Annotated in this window: 8 protein-coding genes; 2 read left to right on the top strand and 6 right to left on the bottom strand. The window is 34.1% G+C overall.

What is annotated here, in order from left to right; all coding sequences use genetic code 11:
* Positions 1–30: 30 nt before the first annotated feature.
* The 6 genes from OIU80_RS08665 to OIU80_RS08640 all read right to left on the bottom strand — a co-directional run bounded on the left by OIU80_RS08665 (position 31) and on the right by OIU80_RS08640 (position 22,586).
* A complete protein-coding gene (locus OIU80_RS08665; protein WP_264286634.1) occupies positions 31–14,562 on the bottom strand; it encodes a T9SS type B sorting domain-containing protein in 14,532 nt (4,843 codons plus the stop codon).
* A 155-nt stretch (positions 14,563–14,717) separates the two neighbouring features.
* On the bottom strand, positions 14,718–18,719 hold the full coding sequence (locus OIU80_RS08660; RefSeq protein WP_264286633.1) for a PorP/SprF family type IX secretion system membrane protein: 4,002 nt from the start codon (positions 18,717–18,719) through the stop codon (positions 14,718–14,720).
* Between the two features lies 1 nt (position 18,720).
* Entirely contained in the window at positions 18,721–20,178 is a 1,458-nt protein-coding gene (locus OIU80_RS08655) for a gliding motility-associated C-terminal domain-containing protein (protein WP_264286632.1), read from the bottom strand.
* Positions 20,175–20,579, bottom strand: coding sequence for a hypothetical protein (locus OIU80_RS08650; protein ID WP_264286631.1), 405 nt, complete (start codon positions 20,577–20,579; stop codon positions 20,175–20,177). The genes OIU80_RS08655 and OIU80_RS08650 overlap by 4 nt, the downstream gene beginning before the upstream one ends.
* Positions 20,580–20,675: 96 nt before the next feature.
* Positions 20,676–21,965, bottom strand: a complete 1,290-nt coding sequence (locus OIU80_RS08645; RefSeq protein WP_264286630.1) for a hypothetical protein — start codon at positions 21,963–21,965, stop codon at positions 20,676–20,678.
* Positions 21,966–22,136: 171 nt separating this feature from the next.
* Positions 22,137–22,586, bottom strand: coding sequence for a hypothetical protein (locus tag OIU80_RS08640; protein WP_264286629.1), 450 nt, complete (start codon positions 22,584–22,586; stop codon positions 22,137–22,139).
* 510 nt (positions 22,587–23,096) lie between these two features.
* Between OIU80_RS08640 and OIU80_RS08635 the strand changes: the two genes are divergently transcribed.
* Both OIU80_RS08635 and OIU80_RS08630 read left to right on the top strand, forming a co-directional pair.
* A complete protein-coding gene (locus OIU80_RS08635) occupies positions 23,097–24,245 on the top strand; it encodes a DNA polymerase III subunit (protein ID WP_264286628.1) in 1,149 nt (382 codons plus the stop codon).
* A gap of 5 nt (positions 24,246–24,250) precedes the next feature.
* Positions 24,251–24,634 (top strand): DoxX family membrane protein, encoded by a 384-nt coding sequence (locus tag OIU80_RS08630; protein WP_264286627.1) that lies wholly within the window; start codon positions 24,251–24,253, stop codon positions 24,632–24,634.
* Positions 24,635–24,710 lie beyond the last annotated feature (76 nt).

Below are 24,710 nucleotides of genomic sequence, written 5' to 3'. Positions count from 1 at the left end.
TTTTAGATAACATAATTACTCTGTTATTAGTTACCTGTATAGGGTGAAATGTCCAACAAACTCTCTGTCATCTTTATTGTCATTGAGTTTCAATACATACCAGTAATCACCTGATGGCAATTCGGCACCATTGTATCTTCCGTCCCATTTTTGACCCAACTTGTACTTACAGATTACACGACCGTATCTATCAAAGATATCGAATGTTAAATCCTTGTAGTTTATTGTACATCCTGGAGCCCAAGTATCGTTGATACCATCTCCATTTGGAGTAAAGTGATTTGGAATACAAACATCGATATATTCGAAATATCTTGTAGCTGTAGCTGTACATCCATTTTTATCTGTTACAGTAACGGTATATGTTCCTGATTTGTAAATAATGAATTTATTAACTGATCCATAAGGTTCTCCATCTAATGTGTATTGGTAATCTCCACCACCACCTGTAGCTGTTGCAACAATTTCATTTAATCCGCCATCTGCTAGCGTTAATGTTAACGGTTGAAGAACTTCAATTATAAATGGTAATGTTGTTTGTTCACAACCATTTGTATGTCTAGCAGTAACAGTATGTCTACCTGGGGCAACATTTTCAAATATGTTACTTAGTTGGTATGTTGTACTACCATCTAGCGCATAATCAATATCTGATGGATTAGTATTTGTTACATCAATTGTAATTGTTACAAAATTTGCACCTAAATTGTTCACACAATCCGTATTGACCTTAGCCGTAGGCAAAAGCTTAACTGAATCTGGTGTTACAATTTCAAGTTCTGCAGTACAATCATTTGCATCTAAAACATAAACAATATGTTTACCTCCCACTAAGTTAGAGAACGTATGATCTGCTGTTGTTAGTTGCTCATATGTACCATCTCTATTGTCTAGGACTACTCTATAAGGAGCTGTTCCTCCAACAATTTCAATACTAAATCCTCCATCTTTATCTCCATCACAGAATTCTGGCAATATACTATTTGGTACTAAAGTAAGATCTAGGATATCTGGTTGTTTAATTTCAACATCTTTAATAACTGAGTCGCATCCATTTTCATCTTGAACAATGATTGTATATAATCCTGGATCTAAATTATCAAAAACATTAGATTCGAAGAATTGTCTAAATTCTGGCGAAATAGCATATCTCAGCACTCCAGTACCTCCTTCTGCTATAACCGTAATTTTTCCGTTACCTAAACCATTACAAGTTAAATCTGTAGGAACTGCTGTTGCAACTACACTAGTAGTAGGTTCATTAATTGTAACTGGTATCGAAATATTTTCACAATCATCACTATTCACTTGAACAAAATAATTTCCTGCTGCAAGCTCATCAAATTGACCTGGTTTGTCTTGTTTTGCAGTAATAACATTTTTACCTGCATCTAACAAAGTATAAACATAATTACCTAAACCTCCTATAGCAGTTACATAAATACTACCAGTACTAGATCCTTTACAATGAATATCATAAACATCGACATTAGTGAAAACTAATTTTGGAACTGGTGAAAAGCTAACTGTAGTAAAATCGCTAATACAACCTAAAGCATCTTGTACATAATATTCATACCTAGTATCTACTGCTGTAGCTGGTAAAGTAATATCTATCGAAGAACCAATAATAGAGAAAGGGAAAGTAATTCCATCCGTACCATATTTATAAGGTCCTGTTCCTCCTGTTGCACTTAGCGTAACCACAGGGAATCTTTCACAACCTTCGATAGTTTTAATATCAACAGAAGCTTCTACTTTTATAGGATCTTTAATCTCAATAATATTAGATACACCAGTACATTTCCAATCATCTGAAACAATAACCTTATAACTTCCTGATTTCAGATTTGTAAACACATTAGATTCTTGTGGTCCATTCTTAGTTACCACTCCATCAGGATATGTTGCAACTAATGTATATAAATACTTACCTGAACCTCCAGTAGTTGCATCTACTGTAATAGTTGCACCATTATCTCCAAAACAATTTAACATTGCTTTATCTGGGCTAATTATAGCTGCTATCGGCGTTGGGATTTTTAATTCTAATGGTTTAGCAACTTCACACTTGCTGTCTTTTACTTTTACAACATAATCTCCTGCTGTTAAACCTCCGAAAGTTGAATTCGAAGACCATGACCAAGGTCCTACTGCTACTCCAGGAGCAGATTTTAACTCCAATTGGAATTCATATCCTCCTGACCATCCACCTGAAGCTGAAGCAATAATTTTTCCATTATTGTTTCCTGCTACACAAGTAATTTCTGAATGTTGTACAACAAGTACTAATGGCGTCAATGGTCCTGCAATAGTAAACTCAGCCTCTACTGGACAGAAAGGTGAATCTTTTAATGTCGCTGAAATTTTATATAATCCTGCTTTTAAATTATCAATCGTGAGCGGTCCTAAATTTGGACTAGTAGCTTTTAAAGGAGCTAAAAGTACTGGGCTAGTAATTACATAATCAAATCCATTAGGTAGAACAGAAGGAGTTCCTTTAGAATCTACTAAAGTGAAATCAATGCTTCCGTTTGCTGCATCATAACAAGTAACATTAACTACATTATTAGCTACTAACTTGAACGTATTTGGCTCATACACTCTATGAGGTCTTTTCAAACTACAATTTGTATCAAGATTTTCAACAGTAATCATGTATTCTCCTACTGGTAAATTATTAAATAAACCTGTTGTATTCTTTTCTAGGACGTCATCATTGGCATCTTGGAGAGTATATTCCAAAGCTGGCAATACTCCAGTTCCTTTTATAGTTGGTACAACTTTTATATTCTCACCATTATTAGTACATGTAATTACATCAACCACTCTAATATCAAAATCATCGATACTCATGAATGGTTTAATCTCTACATCCTCAAAAAGCATTGGACAGCTATTGCCATCATAAACTTCTATGTCGTAAAGACCTCCTGCAGGATTAGTCACTAAATAAATATTATCTTCTCCTGATTGAAGAATTCTATCATCTGCACTTGTTGCACCTTTTTTAATAAATACATATTTATACTTATCAACTTTAGGTGTTCCTCCTGTTGCTGTTACCACTATCGTAGCAGATTTTGGAGTATTTACACCTGCATTACAAGCAAATTGTGTAACACTTGGAGTCACAATTATTAACCTTGGCTGTATAACTTCTGTTGTTGCTGAACCTGGACAATTTCTACCTGACATAACTGATACGGTATATTTGCCTGCAGGTAAATCACTAAATGTAGGTTCTGTTTGTTCTGCTCTAGTAACACCATTGTCACCTACCAAACTAAACTTGTAAGTTGGATTATTATTACTTGCATCTAGAGTAACTGTTATAGTACCATCTTTTCCATCAAAACAAGTAACCGGAGTTGGTGTTAAAGTAATATTAGTAACAACTGCTGCTGTAGGGACTACAACTGGGATAGATTTAGTACACAATGTTATCTTATCTCTTACGTAAACCGTATAGCTACCTGGTGCATAATCTGTAAAGACATACTCTTTAAGTAAAGGATCAGAATAATATGTTACATCATCTTTACTATACTCATAATTAAGGCCTCCTGAACCACCTGAACCTGTTAAAGTTATTTGTCCATCAGCTCCATTACAAGTTGGATAAGTTGTAATTTCTGCAGATAATCCTAATGGATCTAAAATTGTAAATGCAGCAAGAGCTTCAGTAACACAACCGTTAGCGTCTTGTACATATACTGGATATGTACCCGGTGATTTTACAATTAATTGATTGTTTAATGTAAAAGTTTCTTCAACATTAGTTAAACTGTATTTCAAAGGCTTAACACCATCAGCAGTAACAGTAATAACATATTCTTCATTTGTCAAGAGATCGAAACACTGAGTTGCAACTTTAGCCTTAATATCAAATGGAACAAGATCCAATTTAATCGTTACAGTTCGAACATCATAACAACCATTACTGTCTTTTACATATACATCCCACTCGTCAAAAGGAGCAATAGTACGTGTAGTAGGTATTGTTTTAGTGAAGTCAGTAGAAGAAAAAACTACATCGGCATAAGCAGTTCCTTTAACAGCAAAACCATAAGTATACGCTTGAGTTCCACCAGTAATAGAAGCCACATCAATTGTAAGTACTGCTCCTGCAGTATTACAATTTTGGTTAACATTACTAATTATACCTAATTTCAATACTTCTGGCTCAGTAATAATAACAACATCAGAAGTCACATCACAGTATGGGAATTCCGTTTCTTTAACTAGAACTGTATAATCAGTACCTGCTTTTAGTAGATGAGGAAGTACAAAAGGATTAGCATCAGCTGTTTTACGTGTTCCACTAAAACCTGTAATAGCAACTCCTCCTTCAAGAATTTGATACTGATATTCTCCAGTATAACCAGAAATAGTAATAGAAATTTGTCCTGTACTCTCTCCAAAACATCCTACTTGAGTAGATGCATTAGCTACCAGTTCAATCTTATCGAATTCTGGAATTGTTTTTGCTCCAGACATTATACTACAACCCGTATTATTATCGAAAATTTCGAATTTATAAGAGCTACCCACTTTTAATGCATCATAAGTAAATGTATTACCTGTTGTAACAGGTAGTTTTCCTGTTATAGGATTACCATCTTCATATACTATATAACTAAATGGGTTTAGAGTACTTGTTCCTCCTTTTATAGTAACAATAATTTCTTGCTTTTTGTTATTACAATCCATATCTGCACCGAAAGTCACATCTGGCGCGGTTAATTTAGGGAATGGAGCAATTGTTATCTTATCACTAAATACACACTCATTAGCATCTTTTACATAATAAGTAAGTGTTTGAGGCACTCCTAAATCTGTAACATTAAATGTGTTCGTATCAACCCACTTAATATTATCCGCGCTATACTTATATTTATTAATCACTCCGTTACCTGCTCCTCCAGCAGGAGTAATAGTAACTATTTTATCTTTTATTGTATTTGTATCACATTTAAACTCATCCTGAGCTAATGTTGCTGAAACTGCAATAGGCGCTGCAATAGTAATGTTGTCATCTAATACACAACCTTTGTCTGATTCAACTTTTACATTATACGTACCGAAAGTTAATCCAGTAAATACTTTTTCATTTTGCGTAAATGCAGTACCAACTACTGGTGCTGTTTGCTGTATTGTATATTTATATGGTGGGTTATCGTTATTCAACAAAGTAACTATAACTGTACCATTAGCATCATTTCCTTGTCCTGTAGTACAAAATGGAACTGTACTAGCTAAACTAAAATCAATATCAGATGGTATTAAAAGGTCAAACGTATATGATTTATCACAATTTGTAATTTTATCTTTAACTGTAACAGTATAATTCCCTGCCGCTTTTAATGTAAACTCTCCTGTTGATTGAGCTGGATAAGTTGTAACTGTTGTATTATTTACAAGAGTAAACTCGTAATCCCCTGAACCATCAGTAGCAACTGCTGTGATAGTGCCATCTTCATTTTTACAAACAGGTGGTATTGTGAAACTAGCGTCAATAGTTAGTGGCGAATAAATCCTAATATTAGAAACCGTATTGCCACAATTATTTTCATCTCTTATCTGAACTTTATGAGTTCCTGAAGTCAAGTTAGAAATTAAGAATGGCGTCGTAGCAGGTACCTCTTTAAATACGCCACCGTCTACACTGTATTGATGTTTCCCTATTCCTTTAGTTACAAAATCTACACTAATTGAAAATGCCCCTTCAGTTGCTGTACATTGATTACTTGCAACCGCAGTAATTTCAGGTGATGGATCTGCTTTGACAGTGACTTTCTCAAACGTAATACAACCATAAGCATCACGAACATAAACCACGTAATCACCTGCTTCTACTTTAAAAGTATTGTCCTTATCACCAGCAATAGTAAAATCACCTGCTACTGGAGCTGGAGTTCCATCGTCTGGAAATATTTTATATAAATATGGTTCAGCTGGACTTCCTGGAACTGCTGGTAATGGTGGAACTGCTGGTTTAGGTAGAACTTCTGGGAAAGTAGTTCCTCCTTTTCCAAAAGCTTCAACGATACCTTCGTTTGGATTACAATTAGCATTTCTAGTTGACTTAACTTCTAGTTTTAAAGCAGTAGTTGAACCTGTAATATTAAATGGAATTGTAGCTACACTACATCCTTTTTTATTTGGCGTAACTGACTTATCAATTTCAGTAACTAAAACATAATAGTTTCCGAATGGGAGTACTCCAAATTTGTTTATTTCTAAATACGCTGTTGGCACTGTAGCAGCTGGTACAACACCAGTTCCTACCGATCCTATTGGCGCTAATGTTAATTGATTAAAAATTTGATATTCTACATCTGTTGGTACTGTATTTTCGCTATAAACTTTAAAAGATACATTACCATTATCCGCACCTAAACATGTAATATTATTGGCTTGTAATTTATCGAATTTCAATTTAGAATGAGTTGGGATAGCATTCTCTGAAGTTTCATAATAATAACATCCACTACCAGTATCGTATACAATAAAAGTGTATTTAACCCCTGGAGTTAAATTATAGAAAGTTGTTTTTTTACTTTTAAACCCATCTTCTGGCAACCAAGCAAACGTACCAACTGGATTAGGGTAATTTGGTTTACTACCATCAAAAATAGCAAAATAAAAAGGCCCGTCTCCGGTAATAGTTCCTCCAGTAATAGGCTGGCCAATAGCTACGACGGCACTACCTCCCGTAGAACAATCCGAAGGTGGTGCAATTACTGTAATATCTAAATCATCAGGAGGAGATGCTACTAATATTTTTGATATAACTTTAGGACAATTATTTGCATCTGTTACAATAATCTCATAGTAACCAAAATCTACTACTTTAAAGATTTGTGATGTCCCTGTTTGATTCGTGAATGTTTGATCATATAAAACATTAAGTCCCTTTACATTATAAGTATAATTTTTTGTTCCTCCTGTTACAGAATTAATCGTAATCGACCCTAATGATTGACCATTAGTCGTATTACAAGTTATAGGTTTAACTTCGTAATCTACAGTAATAGGGGCTGGTTCCACAATTATAACATCTGTCTTTGTTTTAGAACATCCGCTAGCATCTGTTACTTTTACCGTATAATTACCAGCTGGTAGTCCTGTTGTTTTTGTATAGTAAGGTGTGTTAGTAGTTGTATTCAAAACATCTATTACATACGGACCAACTCCAAAATCAGTATCTATAATTACGGTAATTGAACCTGAATCTCCACCATTACATAAAATTGTAGAATTTGGTGTAGCTGTAAATACAGGATACGTTTTTGGCTGTACTATTTCTGTTAAAGTAGTTGTACAACCTTTAGCATCAGTAAACGTAAATAAATACGTTGTAGCTGCTAAAGCTGATGTCGCTACTGGGTTAATATAGCTAAATACGTTACCTGTAACATTATATACTGTTGCATCTAAATTGGTATCTCCGTTAATTGTTACTTTAAAAGTATAATTAGGAGTACCTCCTTTAACCTCACCATCAATTCTAATATTAGGAGCATTACATTTTGGACCATCAATTAAGTTTAAACTCGCCGTAAGTTGAGTTGCAACAATTTGTTCTGCCAAATCAACATGACATCCTGTTGATGTATCAGTTACTCTAACAACATATTTACCTGGAATTAGTCCTGCAAAAGTTCCATTATTCTGAGGTGTAGCTCCGTTAATACTATACACATAATTCGTTTGAGCATTTGGAGTAACTTTTATTGTTGCTCCAGTTGCTGTAGAACATAAACTAGTTGTCGCATCAATGCTTGCAGTAGGCTTAACTTCTGGCGCCAATATAAATGAATCCGTTACCTTACAACCGTTTGAATCTTCTGCAAGTACTGTATAACTTCCTGTAACTGTTAAATTTTTGAAAGTATTACTGTCTTGTGGACCTACTTTTGTTCCATTTGGTAGTGTAAGAGTATATCTATTGCCTCCCCAACCACCAGTAGTATTAACTACAGCTTTAGCATTGGTATCACAAGTTAATGGCGTAACTGTTGTTGGTGTAATTTTAAATTCAGCAGGTGGGGCTAAAATTTCCACCGTTTTAGAAAATGAACAATCTGTTCCTAAATCTGTTATTGTTAGTTTATGATTACCAACTGCTAGATTAGGTACATTTACAATAAGTGTTGTTGATGCTGGAGCAGGGTTAGTTTTACCTGTGACTGTTGTACCATCAATTGTATACGAGTAATCTACATCATTACCTAAGTCTGTGATAGTAAATTTTGCAGAACCATCTGCACTTCCTAAACAAGAAATGTTTTTAACTACTTCACCTTTTATTACTATTGGTATTAATGCTTTAATCTCATGATCTACTGAGAAAGTACATCCATTAGCATCTTTAACAGTAAATGTATAAGTACCTGGAGCTAGTTTATCGAATTCCAAACCAAGTTGATAAGGTCTTGCTAATGCTACCGGTGCAGTTATCGCGTATTTTAACGTTCCTGTTCCTCCTGATACACTTTTAATAGTAACTTTTACTAAATTAGTGGTACATTTAAGATCATCATTTGTAACGACCATGGCTGTAGGCGGATCTAAATCTACAATAGTTCCTGCCGCTTTGGTTACAGAACATCCTTTACTATCCGTAATTGTAACTGAATAAGCTCCAGCTACTGTTAAATCTTTAAATATACCTGTATTATTTGTTGCCACCACAGTAGTAGTTGCACCTTTAGTAATATTCAACACATAAGTATAAGTAGTACTATTTCCTCCAATACCTACAGCTGTAATAATAGCATTAGTCTCACAGGTATATTTTGGTTCTAAATTAACCGTACCATCTATAGCAGCTGGTTCCGTTAACATGATGTCTTTTACAGCCGAAATACAGCCTTTACTATCCATAACCTGATATGAATACTTAACTCCTGCTTTTAAACCTGTATAAATAGTTTTATCAGTAAATGCACTTGAATCAAATTTATACTTGTATCCTCCAGATCCCAACGAACCTAACAACGTTACTGAACCACTACTTTCCCCATTACATTTTGGGTTTGTTGGTGTTGCCGTAACTTCTGGATCAGTAATTGCAGCTACATTGCCCTCTGCTGTTGTTGTACAATTATTTTTATCGGTAATTTCAAAAGTATATTTACCTGCAATAGTAGTATTATAGGTGAATTTTGGACCTGCAATAGTTCCTACACTAGCATATACTTCGGTACCAGTGTTGTCTTTAACTTTATAACTAAATGGTGTTGTTCCTCCATTAATTGTTACTTCTATAGTAGCTTCTTTCGGATCAATACACGTTAATGAAGTAGTTGTATGAACATCTGCCGTAATTTTAGGATTAATCGTTTGGCTCACTGCTGTAGCAATACAACCAAAATCATCCGTAATTACAAACGTATAATTTCCTGTTGCTGTTGCCTCATAAGTAAATGATTTATCTGTAACAGGTACTTTTCCTCCTAATCCTCCTGTATTGTATTTAACCTGATAGTAATAAGGAGCCACACCATCGCTAATAGTAACTATTATTTTTGCGTTAGTGCCATTAAAACATAAGCTATTATCTTGCTTAATTTCGACTTTTGGAGCTACTGGATCGGCAATAATTAAACTGGTGTCTTTATCATCTTGACAATCATTTTTATCTTTACCCGAAACTGTATATGTTCCTGGTTTAACATTAGTTAATATCCCGTTAGTTGGAAAAACAACTTTGTTTGGTGGTGTTGCTGAATCTATAAGTGTAAATATATATCCTGGCGTACCTCCTTTTGCACTTGCAGTTACTGTAGCGCCATCAGAACACTTAGCAACAGTAGCTGTAGCATCAACCTCAAATACAGATGGTGATGTAATTTTTGCACCAATAGTAAAATCACATCCTGTTACATTCTTATCATAACGAATTTGAACCGTAAGATCACCTTCGCCTAAACCATCAACGATGGTTTCTTCTAATTTAGAGTTTATCCAAGTATTTCCTCCATCAATAGAATATTCAAATCCATTGGTAGTATTAAAATTAGATGCAATTATTGTTAAACTTCCATCTTTACTTCCTTTACATTTTGTATCAATAACATTTTTAACCTCAGCTGTAAATTTTTTATTAGGATCAACAACTACTTTAAAATCTTTGGTTGACAAACATGATTTTGGCAATTGGTAAACAGAAATATCATCTATTACTACATCATTACCATTTGTGTTACGTACATTAGAACGAATGATAAATCGCAATGATTTATTATCTCCTGGATTAAGTGTAATTGGTGTTTTGGGGTATTGTTCCCATAGGTTATCAGGGCTTGTTCTAGGAATTTTACCTGTCGCAAACCAAGAAATTTCTTGACCAGTTGCATCAATCAAAGCAATTCTTAAATCTGGATCCGCTTTTCCTGCTCCATATTTCATTAAATTCATTGCAAAGAATTCGAAATTTATAGGCTGATTTGGGATAATATCATTAATCTGTTTTTCATACAAGATAGTAGTTACTGGTATTTTATCTCCAATATTAACAACAAGAAATCTACCTTTCGTATCTTTTCCATCACTTGTATGATCCTTAGGAAATACCCAAGACCAACTAGCGTGGTCGGGATGTAAAGCACTTGTAACTGCATAATCCCCATCATTCATAAGATAGTCATTTTTACAGTATGTTGCTGGCTGACCTTTTAATTGTCTTTCGAAACAATAATATGTAGTATTAATTCCTGGTGAAGTCGTTGACGGTCCAGAACCAAAATCTTCTTTTAATAAATGGCTATATGTTGGTACTGAAACCAATTTATACCTTACAGATATTACATGATAACTACCCGGAGCTGATGGCGGTACATTTAAAAATATATTAGGATTTGCTGTGTTAGGATTTAAAACATCATTTAAATAATATTCATATTCATAATTAGCACCACCCGTATTTGTAACCGTAACAGTAGTATTCGCACTTCCGTCACAATTAAACGTTGGTGTTGAAACCTCTATCGTCGGATCATCCGGTTTTTCTTCCAGAATAATTCCTTCCATCGGGAAAATACAATCCGCCGCATCTTTTATATAAAAAGTATATGGCGTTGTACTCGGATTAATATAGGCTTCATTTGAATCTTGCCAAGTATTGCCACCATCAAAACTATATTTGTATAAATGTGGTGCAGGGAAAGGTTTTCCTCCCTGAGCATTTGTTATTCTAACTTTACCTTGTTTTTCATTTCCAGGTAGTCCACAGCCAGACAACTCAGCAACTCCTGCCGATGCTGTTAAAGCTGAACCAGCTCCTCCTATTGTAATAATTTTTGATTCATCAAAACAATCTACATTATCATACGTATATCTTACTACAACATCGTAATCACCCTCCGCCAAGTTTTTGATTGGATTAAATGACTCAAACGGACCTGCAAGGCCATTAACACTATATGATACAGTATAAGGCGAATCAGTAGGATTTAAAGTAATCGAAATTTCACCTGTTGCACTTCCAAAACACTTAGCATCTTTCTTGTTAATAGTTGCCGTTGGTCTTATAATATCTGGAACTATAATAGTCGGAATTGTAACACTACACCCACTGTCATCTATAACAACTATACTATAATTTCCAGCAGTACCTATAGGAATAACTGGATCAGTTAAAGGAATTTTTGCTCCATTAACATAATAGTAATAATATGGTGGAATCCCTGCAACGGGTTTACCTCCAGTTGCTACTACAGTAATTTCACCTTCCTCACAAGTAAGTGATTTTGTAATAGTCGCAGTAGCGGCTAATAAAAAATCATTTATAGTAACTTCTTTTGTTTCCTTACAACCGTCTTTTGACGTAATTTCTACATTGTAAGTACCTGGAGCAATTCCTTCAAAAAGATGAAAGTTTTTAGGATCAGCAATTTGCCCTGAATCACCCTTTAGTGCTCCTGTTATTGCATCTTTAACTGTAAATTGATACCATCCTCTTACACCTGTAGCAGTAGCTTTTATAGTTCCTGTTTTTCCATTACAGTATGGATCTGTAGTTTCAACTTTTGTTGAAAAAGTTAATTTAGAAATGGTAACATCTGCAGTATAAATACACTTTTCGAATTTATTATCAACAGATTTTGTTCTGATATGAACTAAATATCTTCCTGCCGCAACATCATCAAACACGTTTGAAGCTTGATATGGTTCTTTCCCATCTAAACTATACTCATAACCATGTCCATCATTTGGTTTAGGGTTTGTAATCGTAATACTTCCTTTTGTGTCGCATATAATATCTTCCTTGATGAAAGTAGGATCTACGACACTTTGCGTTACATTAAAATAATAAATATTAAAACAAGTATTATTATAAGTAACAATAAGCCTAAATGTACCAGCTTTATTAGCAGTATATGTTGGTCCAACACCTACTTCAGTCCAATTTTTAGCCTCAACATCAGGACAGCGATCACTCAAAGTAGATGATGGTATGTCTTTAGTTTCTTGCCAAACTATACTTGATGCACCTGTAATTTTAGTATCGATAAATTTAGTTGCCGTTTTACCACATAAAAATATTTTAGGAAATGGCTTTCCATCATTATTACATATGTAAGGTAATTTAGTCTCTGGATCAATATTATCAGCATACGAATTAACAGGATTATCATTAATATCTACATTATAATCCTTAACAATGAATTTTTGTTGTATCCCTAAACAAGGTGGTGTTGCACTTGTAACCACTGTATAGGTACCTGGTTTAGTAACTGTAACTTCTTGATTGTTTCCTCCAAAAACAACTCCATTCTGATCTGTCCAAACATAGGTTTTATAACCACCTCCTGCTTTTAATTTAACAGAACCACACAAAAATAATGTTTGCTCAAATTTACATTTATCTAGACCAATAAGAAAGTTAGTAGCAGTAGGTACACCAACATTACATCCTTCTTCTGAAGAGAGACTCCCCTCGCCAAAATTAGCTTTATTGATTGTTCCGTTATATTTTGAAATGGCTGTATTTTTAATAACATTGGAGCAAGCGTCTGTTAATGATTCGCAATCTTTAATAGTCTTTACTCTAAATTTGATACTACTGACTCCTCCTTTTTCCTTAACTAAAATAGGGTCAATATTAAATACTATTGTTCTTGTAGCCTTATCATATGAAGCAACAGTTACTCCTGGGCTCTTAAACAAAATATCCTTTGTTTCATCAAAAATGATATTATTAGGTAATATGTCTGTTATCGTAAAATTTACGGCATCATCATTTCCTTTATTTTGAAATTCTATTTCATATCTTAAATCTTTATCTATCCCAATGTCCTTGTTACTGGCATCATAATCCTTACCATTTTCATCTGTCCCTATTACTTTTTTAAGAAGAACAATCCTTGGAGCAATAATCTCAATGGCAAATGCATTAAAATAATAAAAATAGACATCTTGAGTACTTCCTAGACTTATTACTGCTTCAGTGTCTCCGTTTTTAATTACCGAACCACCCGGATCTGTTGGAGTTATAGGATTATTCACTTCAAAAACACCCGCGTCAAATCCTAATGTATTAGAACTATTGGGTTCTCTATTATTAAGAATAGTACCTAATGAAGTAACTGAACTATTAAAGAAATTATAATTTTCTGTATACACCCACTCCCACTTCCATTTCGATGGGTTCCACTCCCAATTCCTTTCCACTATCGAAGGTCTTTCCGGAGGTGTAGATTTTACTCCATTAATAGCTAGGAAATCTCCCAGTATTGGCAAATCTCCCTCTAATGCTGAGAAAGCAAATTTTGCTCGCACTGGGCCAACTTTAATAGCTTTAAAACCAGATACTTTTATATTTAAATTCGTCTTTGCATCAATTGCACTAAATCCATCAAATGACGTGATTGCTTTTGCTGGCAAAGTTGCATTTTCATACACAATAAATAATGACCATCCCGCAGATAAACCTGTACCACCAGAGTCATCTTCATCTGGTCTATTAGAACCTTGTGCTGTAGAAACATTGGCTACAGTATAATCTCCGTCTACAGTTGGCAGTGGTGTTTTAGTAAAATACTCTGTTACATTAGCATAACAAGCATAGGGATAACTCGTACCGACTACTTTATTATTTGCATCATAAATAACAGTTCCATCTATATTAACATAGCTGCCTCCAGGCATTTTAAACTTAACTTTATCTATTGGTTTTGGATTACTGCTTTTATCTCTCGTAACAGCACTCCAATACAATCCAGCATATACAATTTTAGAACAAGAACCCCCTGGCAAAGTTAACTTTGCACTACTTGAATTGAAAGTGTTTGGATCTCCATCGATATCAATATATTTCATATTGAATTTATCGTTCCCCAGATTCCCTATATAAGGAACCTCTGGGCGTTCTTTTGATCCATTATCTCTATTTAAGATATTATTTCCAATCAAAAGAATATCACCATTCAAACTTTCGTTATTGTTATTATAACGAATATCAAAACTTTTAAAATTTTGAGAGTAAGAAATAATACTTTGAAGGAATATCAAAACAAATAAGGCAATCTTTAAAATAGTAGGTTTTTTCATGGCATTTCTGTTATTTAATCACTTGCACTGTTTTCCTAATGGGCCGTTAGGAAAACAAGACAAATGGCACTCTAAAATAGTTATTCAGCAATATAATCTTCTAAAATTAGAAGCTCCCTTGCATCGTTGTTTTTATAATTTTATACAATATTGTTTTATTCGTTTTCAACTTTTACAATAGACATTTTTCCGTTGTATGGTTTATTTCCTTTTGACTCTAGCGCTTTACTAGCATCTTGTAAATTATCATACTTTTCATAATAGATGTAATATTTACTAGAACTTACATTGTAAAAGAAATTAATCTCTGACTGACCTGCTGAAACTGCTTTAGTTAAAAATTGATCTCTTTTATCACTACTGCTATGAACTGCTATAATTAAATAATATCCACTTTGCGCATTCTTAACGTTCTTGATAATTTGCATGTTTGACTGTTCATCACCAAAATCAAAATCATTTGCTGTTAATGGTGTACTACTTGGTCTTGTTGTTTCTTTTATACGTTTTAAAGTGGCAACATCTTGTTGGTAACGGCCTTGATCATTCTCAAATGCAGCACGTTTAATTCTACGTTTTCTCTCTATTTCGGTTTCAAGTTTAATTTTTTCTAAACTTGCAATCAAATCAGCATTCTCTCTTTCTGCTTTTAATTGTTCTGCTTTTAATGCTTCAATTTTGGCTAAATAACTTTTGTTAAGCGCATCATTCTTATTTGGCACTTTTTTAAGTCTCTCATTATACAAATTCGTAAGCCTAGCAAGCGCATCTTTTTGCTCTCTATTAACTTGTGCTATTTGTAATTTTAAAGCCTCTAGCTCGCTATTTTCAGATGCAACGCTTTTAAAAGGTTTTGGTTCTTTATATATTCCTTTTTCACTTAAATCATTTTCTTCTCTAAGGTCATTAAGATCTTTTTGTTTTTTAGCGACTGTAGCTGTCAATTGGTTCAATAAATCAGTTTGTGTTTTATATGAACTATCAAACATATCGGTTAGATTATCCATTGATCTAGCAGTCTCATCTTTAGCCGCATTCGCTGCTGCATTTGATGCTGCAAGTGCATCCGCTGCTTGTTTCGCTTTTAATACTGCATCTTGAGCCTGTTTTACCTCAAGTGCATCTGCATCTGCTTTGGCTTTTGCGTCGGCGTCCAATTTAGCTTTTGCATCTGCATCTGCTTTTGTTTTTGCATCTGCGGCTAACTTAACTTGTAATGCGTCGGCATCGGCTTTCGCTTTGGCATCGGCAGCTAGTTTTGCATCCGCATCAGCTTTAGCTTTTATTTTTGCTTCGGCTGCCAATTTTGCATCAAGTGCTGCTGCATCCGCTTTTGCTTTGGCATCAGCGGCTAATTTTGCTTTCGCTTCAGCATCGGCTTTCGCTTTTGCATCCGCTGTTTCTTTAGCTAATAATAGAGCGGCATTAGCTTTCGCTTTTGCTTCAGCAGCTAACTTAGCTTGAAGTGCAATAGCATCAGCTTTCGCTTTTATTTTTGCTTCGGCTGCTAATTTTGCTTGCAAAGCATCTGATTCAGCTTTTGCTTTCGCATCAGCATCTATTATTGCTTTCAACTCTTCTGCTTCCACTTTCGCTTTAGCATCAGCTTTTATTTTGGCATCGGCTACTAATTTTGCCTGAATTGCATCCGCATCTGCTTTCGCTTTGGAATCTGCTGCTAATTTTGCTTGAAGTGCATCCGCATCGGCTTTTGCTTTAGCATCGGCTGCTAACTTAATTTTAAGCGCTTCGGCATCGGATTTCGCTTTCGCATCCGCTGCAAGTTTTGCCTGAATCGCATCAGCATCAGCTTTCGCTTTAGCATCTGCTGCTAATTTTGCTTGAAGTGCATCCGCATCGGATTTAGCTTTAGTATCCGCTGCTAACTTAATCTTAAGCGCTTCGGCATCGGATTTCGCTTTTGCATCCGCTGCTTGTTTTGCCTGAATTGCATCGGCATCTGCTTTAACTTTTGCATCTGCAGCTAATTTTTCTTGAAGTGCATCCGCATCGGATTTAGCTTTAGCATCCGCTGCTAACTTAATCTTAAGCGCTTCAGCATCTGCTTTCGCTTTTGCATCTGCATCTAACTTAGCTTGTAGAGCAGTAGCATCAACTTTTACTTTTGTGTCTGCTGCTAGTTTTTCTTTTAAGGCTGCTGCATCGGCTTTAGCTTTAGCATCTGCTTCAAGTTTTGCTTGTAGAGCTGCTGCATCGGCTTTAGCTTTAGCATCTGCTTCAAGTTTTGCTTGTAGAGCTGCTGCATCTGCTTTGGCTTTTGTATCAGCTGCAAGTTTTGCTTGTAGAGCTGCTGCATCGGCTTTGGCTTTCGTATCAGCTGCAAGTTTTGCTTGTAGAGCTGCTGCATCGGCTTTGGCTTTCGTATCAGCTTCAAGTTTTGCCTGTAGAGCTGCTGCATCGGCTTTGGCTTTTGCATCGGCTGTCAGTTTAGCTTCTAGTGCGGTTGCATCTACTTTAGTTTTTCCATCTGATGAAAGTTGTTTTGCTTTTAGCGCTTCGGCATCTGCATTAGACTTAACAGCATCTAATTTAGCTTGTGCTGCTGCATCGGCTTTAGCTTTATTATCTGCAGCAAGTTTAGCTCTATTTGCTTCAGCATCAGCTATAGACTGTGCTGCTTTTAATTTTGCTGCTTCTATTCTGGCTTTTGCTTCGGCATTAGCATTGGCTCTATTATCGGCTGCTAATTTAATTTTTGCTTCAGCATCTGCTTTAACTTTTGCTTGAGCATCTAATCTAGCTTGAGCTGCTGCATCGGCTTTAGCCTTAATATCTGCAGCAAGTTTAGCTCTATTTGCTTCAGCATCAGCTATAGACTGTGCTGCTTTTAATTTTGCTGCTTCTATTCTGGCTTTTGCTTCGGCATTAGCATTGGCTCTATTATCGGCTGCTAATTTAATTTTTGCTTCAGCATCTGCTTTAACTTTTGCTTGAGCATCTAGTCTTGCCTGAATTGCTGCGGCATCAGCTTTCGCTTTTGCATCAGCTGCTAATTTAATTTTTGCCTCAGCATCCGCTTTAACTTTGGCCTGAGCTTCTAATCTTGCCTGAATTGCTGCAGCATCGGCTTTCGCTTTAGCTTCAGCAGCAAGTTTAGCTTTTTCCGCTCCGTCTGTTTTAGTAACAGGACTTGTAACCTTAGCTGGCGCAATTTTCTTAACCTCGGTAGGCGAGATAAGTGCTCCTTCATCCTCTTCATTATCCCCATAATAATAGCTCTTACTTTTAAATTTATAAGCAATAACAAATTCATGAGAAGCTCCAAAATCGGAGAGATTTCCAGTTCCTTTTTCGTAATTATATTCAATAGCAATTTTTGGTGTTACATTAACACCAAATCCCGCTGACATTCCGTATAATGTATTGTAACCTGCTTGAGCCCAGAATCCTTTTGGAATAGAAATCATTGCCAATCCAGAAATTACAGTTTTATCTTTCTTAAATTCTGATTTTAAGAGCCCAGAAAATTTACTTCTGTCAAAAAAACCATAAGCATCAATATATCCAGTGTACATAAGATGTGCCTCAACCGCTTGTTCTGGATTATCTTTCACCATCTCAGAAGTGGCAAAATTGTATAGTAATAGGTTGTTTACAGACAATCCTACGTCCAAAAAGGCATTTCCGTAGTTAACCCCTGGATTTATCGTAAGTAACGAATTAGAAGGTATGTTATCGATGTTAAGATTTGAATCGTTTGAAATAATTTTACCTTGATCTAGTCCGCTTTTATAAAAACCAACATTGGCTCCAAAAGTCAAATTACTGTCTTCTTGGAGTACTACATTATGAGCAAAGTTTCCAACGATTCCAAAAACAGTCATAAGGCCATAATTTTGCTGGAATAAACCAACTCCTACCCCTTGATTTTCTCTGAATCTTCCTGAATAACTAAATAAATAAGTTTGTGGTGCATTATCAAATTGTACCCATTGACGCTTGTTATAAAAACTTGCGTAGGTATTTTGTTCCCTAACAAAACTAAAAGCTGGGTTAATTATATATCTATTAAATTTTAATGAATTTCGGATAGGTATAGAAAATGGAACAACTCCATCCCCTTTGACATTGTCTTGAGAATAGAGTACTTGTGTTGAGCCGTAAAGAAAAGTAATGAATAGTAAAATTTTCTTCATATTATTTAATTACAGTTATAGATCCTTTTTTTTCTTCACTACCCTTTGTGATAATGTAATAATAAACTGGATTTATATTTTTAAAATCTTTTATTTCCCATTTGGTAGGATCATAATCCACACCATTAAACATGACCTGTCCTTGTGAACTAACAATCATAACATTTGTTTCTGCATTTTTATAATCTCCTGGTAAATCCCAAGTATTAAATCCACTGCTTAGACTCACTATGTTAGGAATGTTTTTAAGATTTGAATCGGATACTTGAAAATTAAATTCTTTGGTTGTAGTACAACCTGTCGTTTGTGTGACTGCTACTTTATAATTACCCACAGTTGTAATCAAATAACTATCTGTAATTGCATCTGTAATAAGAGTGCCATTTACATACCATTTATAAGAAGGGTCAACAGCATCGTTGGTTATAGTTACATCTAGTGTTTCTCCAGTCTCTACATTGATTGTATTACTATTTGGTACATTAAGATTCCCTATGAAAGATCCTTCACTTTGTAAATTAATAGATCCATTTCCTGTACAACCACCAAAATCGATTTTAACACTATACAATCCGCTTACTTTTGTATCGTAAGTTTGTTTATTTGCTCCCTCGATTTTAACACCCTCTTTAAACCATTCATATTTTATACCACCAGAAACACTTAAAGTAGTACTTCCGCCGCTTGGACAAAATGGATTTCCCAGACTAGATGTTATCATTGTATTTGCATCTGTTGTTGATTCTGTAACAGTAACTTGATTTGAATAAGAATTCGAACTTAATATACAAGCACCATAATTAGTTCTAGCATAATAAACGCCTGGTTGTGTAACAGTATAACTACCGTTAGTAGCAGTAGCCACTAATGTTTCAGGCAAAACAAGTCCGTTATTTTTATACCAATTATAAGTTAAATCGGGATGTTTTAAAGGTGAATCATTAAGTGGTCCTCCAGGATTATCAATTGATAAAACATAATTACCACCAGCGCAATACGTGGCAGTAGGAATAAAGTTATTTATAGTATATTGTGCATTATGAACTCTATAGTATACTGGAAATTCAATCGAAGGCTGACCAGTAGAAGCTGGAGCAGTAGCTTTTATTCTAAGTCTGTATTTTTCTCCAGCAGTATTTGTTGGAAATGCAATTGTGATTTTACCCGGGGATGTTACAATTTCACCAACAGCAGAGGTATAAATTACCGTTGCCTTAGTAAAACTTCCATCTGGAGCAGATAACTCTACTATAAACTGATTAGTCGCTAACAATCCACTAACTGGTGAAAAATTAAAATTCACATCATAGCTATTAAATGCAGGACTAGCACAAACTGGGCTAAAATTAAATGTAGGTTGCCCAATGGTTATTTGTGCAGATACATTTGTATTTGCAAAAAAAAACATACATAAAAAAAGAAAACTTCTGTGAAGATTAGTAGGTAAATCTTTTATCATATTATTCGTTCTTTAATTACATCGATATCAAAAAACAATAAACTATCTATAAAAGTTTCAGAGAAATCATACTTGCAGTTTACATCTAATGTATTTACAGGATTATTCCATGAAGTAAACGACGATTGAGGATCGGCATTTATGTCATTAGAACCATTTACTACTGGTGAATTTATAGCAAAGCTACCCATGGGGACAGACAACTCTACTATAAACTCATTTGTAGTACTTAATTCTGAAATCGTTGAAGAGCAAAGACGTTCTTCAACATTTACGCAAATCGAGGAAACAGGAAAAATAGATTTTTCTATAATTGTCTCTTGAGCGAATGTATAATTAGTTGTTATAAGTAATCCAAATAACAACATGTATGGTATTCTTTTACAAAGTGGGGCGGTCATTCTTTTATATCTTATATGGTTCCAATTAAAAAACAGTAACTGTCTTTTCGACTAAATCATTTAAAAAAATTAAGAATCAAAAAATAGGTAGGTATACTATTTATTTGAAGCTGTAATTTTACCGATATTAAGTCTGTAGTCAGGTCTTTTTGGATTCGAGATATCTATAAAAGTTTCGTTATTATTACTTTGTGAGTACACATTAAAGAAGATACTGTTACCATACCAATTCTCTAAGTCTTCATTATTAGCATTAAATTCTGTGAAAATATTTCCTTTACATAAATTGAAATACATTTCTTCAAATTTGATTTTTTTCAAATTAGCATCATTTATCTCTATTTTGCTATCTAATATAACTGCTGGATTAAATCCTGAGATTACACTTCTTTTAAGTTCTAGAGCTGCGTTACTTCCAACATAAATAGCTTCTTTTACTAGTCCAGATTGTATATCTGCACTAATATTGTCACTATCATTTAACATTGTAATATTAGCCGCTGTAACCAAAGTTTGCTTTTTAGTAAAATCTGTTTCTTCTTTTTTATCATAAGAAACAACTTCCATACAACGTGAACCTTCTTTATTGCTAGTTAAATAAGAAGATCTAACAGCCAAAGAATTATATATTTTACATTGAGTTCCTTGAGTAAATTTGAAATCGTTATTGATAGACTTGTAAGAAACAAATTTGGTAACATTTAAATCACCACCAATCATATCAAATGAATCCCCTCCTGAGAAGCTTGCCATTACGTTTTCTAGAATCGTTTTGTTTCCAACACCAGCCAGGGTTAATGCATTAAAACTTCCTGCACCTCTTACTTTTTTCCCTGCAAATTCAATTCTTACATATCTTAATATACCCGAATTTGCTGCAGGATTATCTCCACCGTAAGTTGTTAACGAAGGATCAAGATCATAATTAAAAGACGAAATGTTTCCAAACTTATTTATCGGAGCATCGCCTAAAATTACAATTCCACCCCAATCTCCAGCTTTCTTAACGCCTTTGTTTGAAGTAAAAACGATAGGATCCGTTTCTAAACCGTCTGCTATGATTGAAGCTCCTTTTGTAATAACAAGAGTTCCTTTTGATTCGTAGTCACCAATAATTAATGTACCAGGTTCTATAGTAAGAATTGCATTATTTGTTACGTAAACATTACCTTGAAGAACATAAATATTCCTCTTTAATAATTTTGTATTTACTGATATTTTCCCTGCCAAAATTTGATTAGCTTCACCATAGTCAACTTTGTTTGGTTTAAATTCTGTCCAATTGTTTAACCAGTTGCTATAACCCATTATTCCTTTTTCTTGCTGTGCATTTACGCTGCACACCGCAAAAAGGGCAATCCAAATAATTTGTAATGATTTTTTCATGGTAGTAGGTTTTAATATTAACACTAAAATAATTTGAGTTAATGAAAATTAAAAAAACTCATTTCGGTATTTTCCTGACAAATCAAAGAAAACACCGAAAACGAGTTGTAAATATGCTGCATCTCAATCAACAATACTCTTTATCGTTGATGAGAATTAAATAGGCACAAGTTATTCGTTGCTCTCGTTAAAAAGATGCAACGTTTTCAATGTATTTTCATAAAACAAAATCGCTGCAACTAAATTATCTTTATCAGAATAAGGCATCATTTTTCTTTGAAATTCTACTGTTACATCAAGAAATGAATTAGTTGATGATACTTGAGCATCTTGGATTTTTTTGTTTTCACTATCCATTGGAATACCAAGATCAGCCATCGTAACTCCAGGTTTAGTAGCCAAAGCAATATAAGGCAATGTTTTTACCAAAACTTTGATACGTTCGATGTATAATTCTAACAGTTCGCCTTTTTGCATACCCTTTAATTCTTTTTGATCATGGTATTTTCTGATCAGTGCAGTTGTGCTAATAATGCTTTGGGGAGCATTCTTTGCTTGAGATGATACCATCTCAGTTGACAACATTAAAAAGATGCTTAAAAAAATAATTTTCCCTTTCATAAATTCTGATTTAAAAATTCAATTATAAAAACAAAAATATGTAAATAAAGTTAACTCGCAATTTTTATTACTCTTTTTTTTCCTCAAAACGAGCCAAAATAAGGCAAAAAAACACCATACAACGACTAATTATGTCGTTTTATCGGTTATTTTAGAACTTCTAAAAAAACTATTTTGTAAGACTCTAATTATATTTACTAAACTAAACCTCAACATGTTGAAGTTTTTATACTAAAAAAAACCTTACCTTTTAAAATGTTTTAAAAATAATATTAACAAGAAAATGTTAACATGATTCCCAATAGAGATTCTTTTAAATACGATAAGCATCTTTTTTTATTTTAGCTGAGAAGAAAACTGAGAAAATCGGCAAAAAAAATTAAAATCTATTAAAAACATGATTTTTGCCTAATTGAATTTTTGAACTCTGAATAATAATTATCCCATTTCAGGCAATAAACTTTATATATGAAAATTTTCGACTAAATCATTTTCGACTATCTTTGCTTCATGCAATTTTCTGAAATTTTAGGGCAAGACCACATCAAAAACCACTTAATAAAAACTGCTTCTTCAGGTAGAATACCTCATGCACAATTATTTATAGGTTCTGAAGGATCTGGAACCTTACCTACGGCCATAGCCTATGCACAATATATATTGTGTGGAAATTCTGGATCTGATAATGAAAATGGAAATACATCCTGTAATCTAAAATTTCAGTCCATATCACATCCCGACTTACATTTTATTTATCCAACTGTAACAACCGAAGATGTAAAGACCAAACCCAAAAGTTTAGATTTTATACAAGATTGGCGCAGTTTTATTCAAGAGACACCTTATGGTGGTTTATTTGATTGGTATAAAGTCCTTGGCGTGCAAAACAAACAAGGCGAAATTAGAGTAGAAGATGCACAGGAAGTTTTAAAATCGCTCGCATTAAAATCGTATGAAGGCGGTTACAAAATTATGATTATCTGGATGGCAGATAAAATGAATATCGCAGCTTCAAATAAACTTTTAAAATTACTGGAAGAACCATCAGATAAAACCATTTTTATCTTAATATCCGAAAACGAAGAATCGATTATTCAAACCATACGTTCTCGTTGTCAAGTATTACACTTTAATGGGTTAAGTGAACAAATAATTGCTGATGCACTAGTTTCTAAAGAAAACCTAGAACCCAATGCAGCATTAAAAATCGCACATCAGGCACAAGGCAATTATAATAAAGCCTTACATCTTATAAAAAATGATGAGGAAGAATATCCTTTTGAACAATGGTTCGTGACATGGGTTCGTGCTGCTTTTAAAGCCAAAGGAAACGCAGCTGCAATACAAGATTTAATCACTTGGAGTGAACAAATTGCTGCTTTAGGAAGAGAAAGTCAGAAAAAATTCTTAGAATTTTGTATCGAAATGTTTCGCCAAGCTCTGTTACTTAACTATCAAGCACCTAGCTTAGTATACATGGAACCAAAAGTCGAAAAATTTAAACTAGAAAATTTTGCTCCATTTGTAAATGGAAATAACATTCACGATATATTCAAAGAACTATCTGATGCGATGTATCATATTGAGCGCAACGGAAATGCTAAAATTATTTTAACCGATTTATCCATAAAACTAACACGTTTAATTCATAAAAAATAAAAAAGATGAACAACATTGCCTCAATCCTTATTTTAATATTCTTAGCTGTTACATTCATTCAATCAGGTTACGACAAAATTTTTTATTGGAAAGATAATGTCAGCTGGTTAAAAGAACACTTTGCAAAAACTCAACTAAAAAACCAAGTCCCACTTGCCTTATTTAATATCCTAGTTTTAGAATTAATATCAGGGATTCTTTGTATTGTAGGATCAATTCAATTGTTTTTAAACAGCGGAAGAGAATTTGGATTTTATGGTGCAATATTCTCTTGTATTACCTTAATAATGTTACTTTTTGGGCAAAGATTAGCCAAAGATTATGATGGAGCAAGAACAATTGCGATTTACTTTATACCAGCAGTTGTTGCAGTTTATTGGTTGAATTAAACCAAAAAAGCTTTAATCTAATACTATTGTTACACTAAAATAACAACATTAAAAAAGTTAAGTATTAATTTTTATA

It is taken from the genome of Flavobacterium frigoritolerans (assembly GCF_025847275.1).
Taxonomy (GTDB): Bacteria; Bacteroidota; Bacteroidia; order Flavobacteriales; family Flavobacteriaceae; genus Flavobacterium; species Flavobacterium frigoritolerans.
The sequence above is the reverse complement of the archived record's forward strand: the minus strand, read 5'-3'. Positions and strand labels throughout refer to the sequence as shown.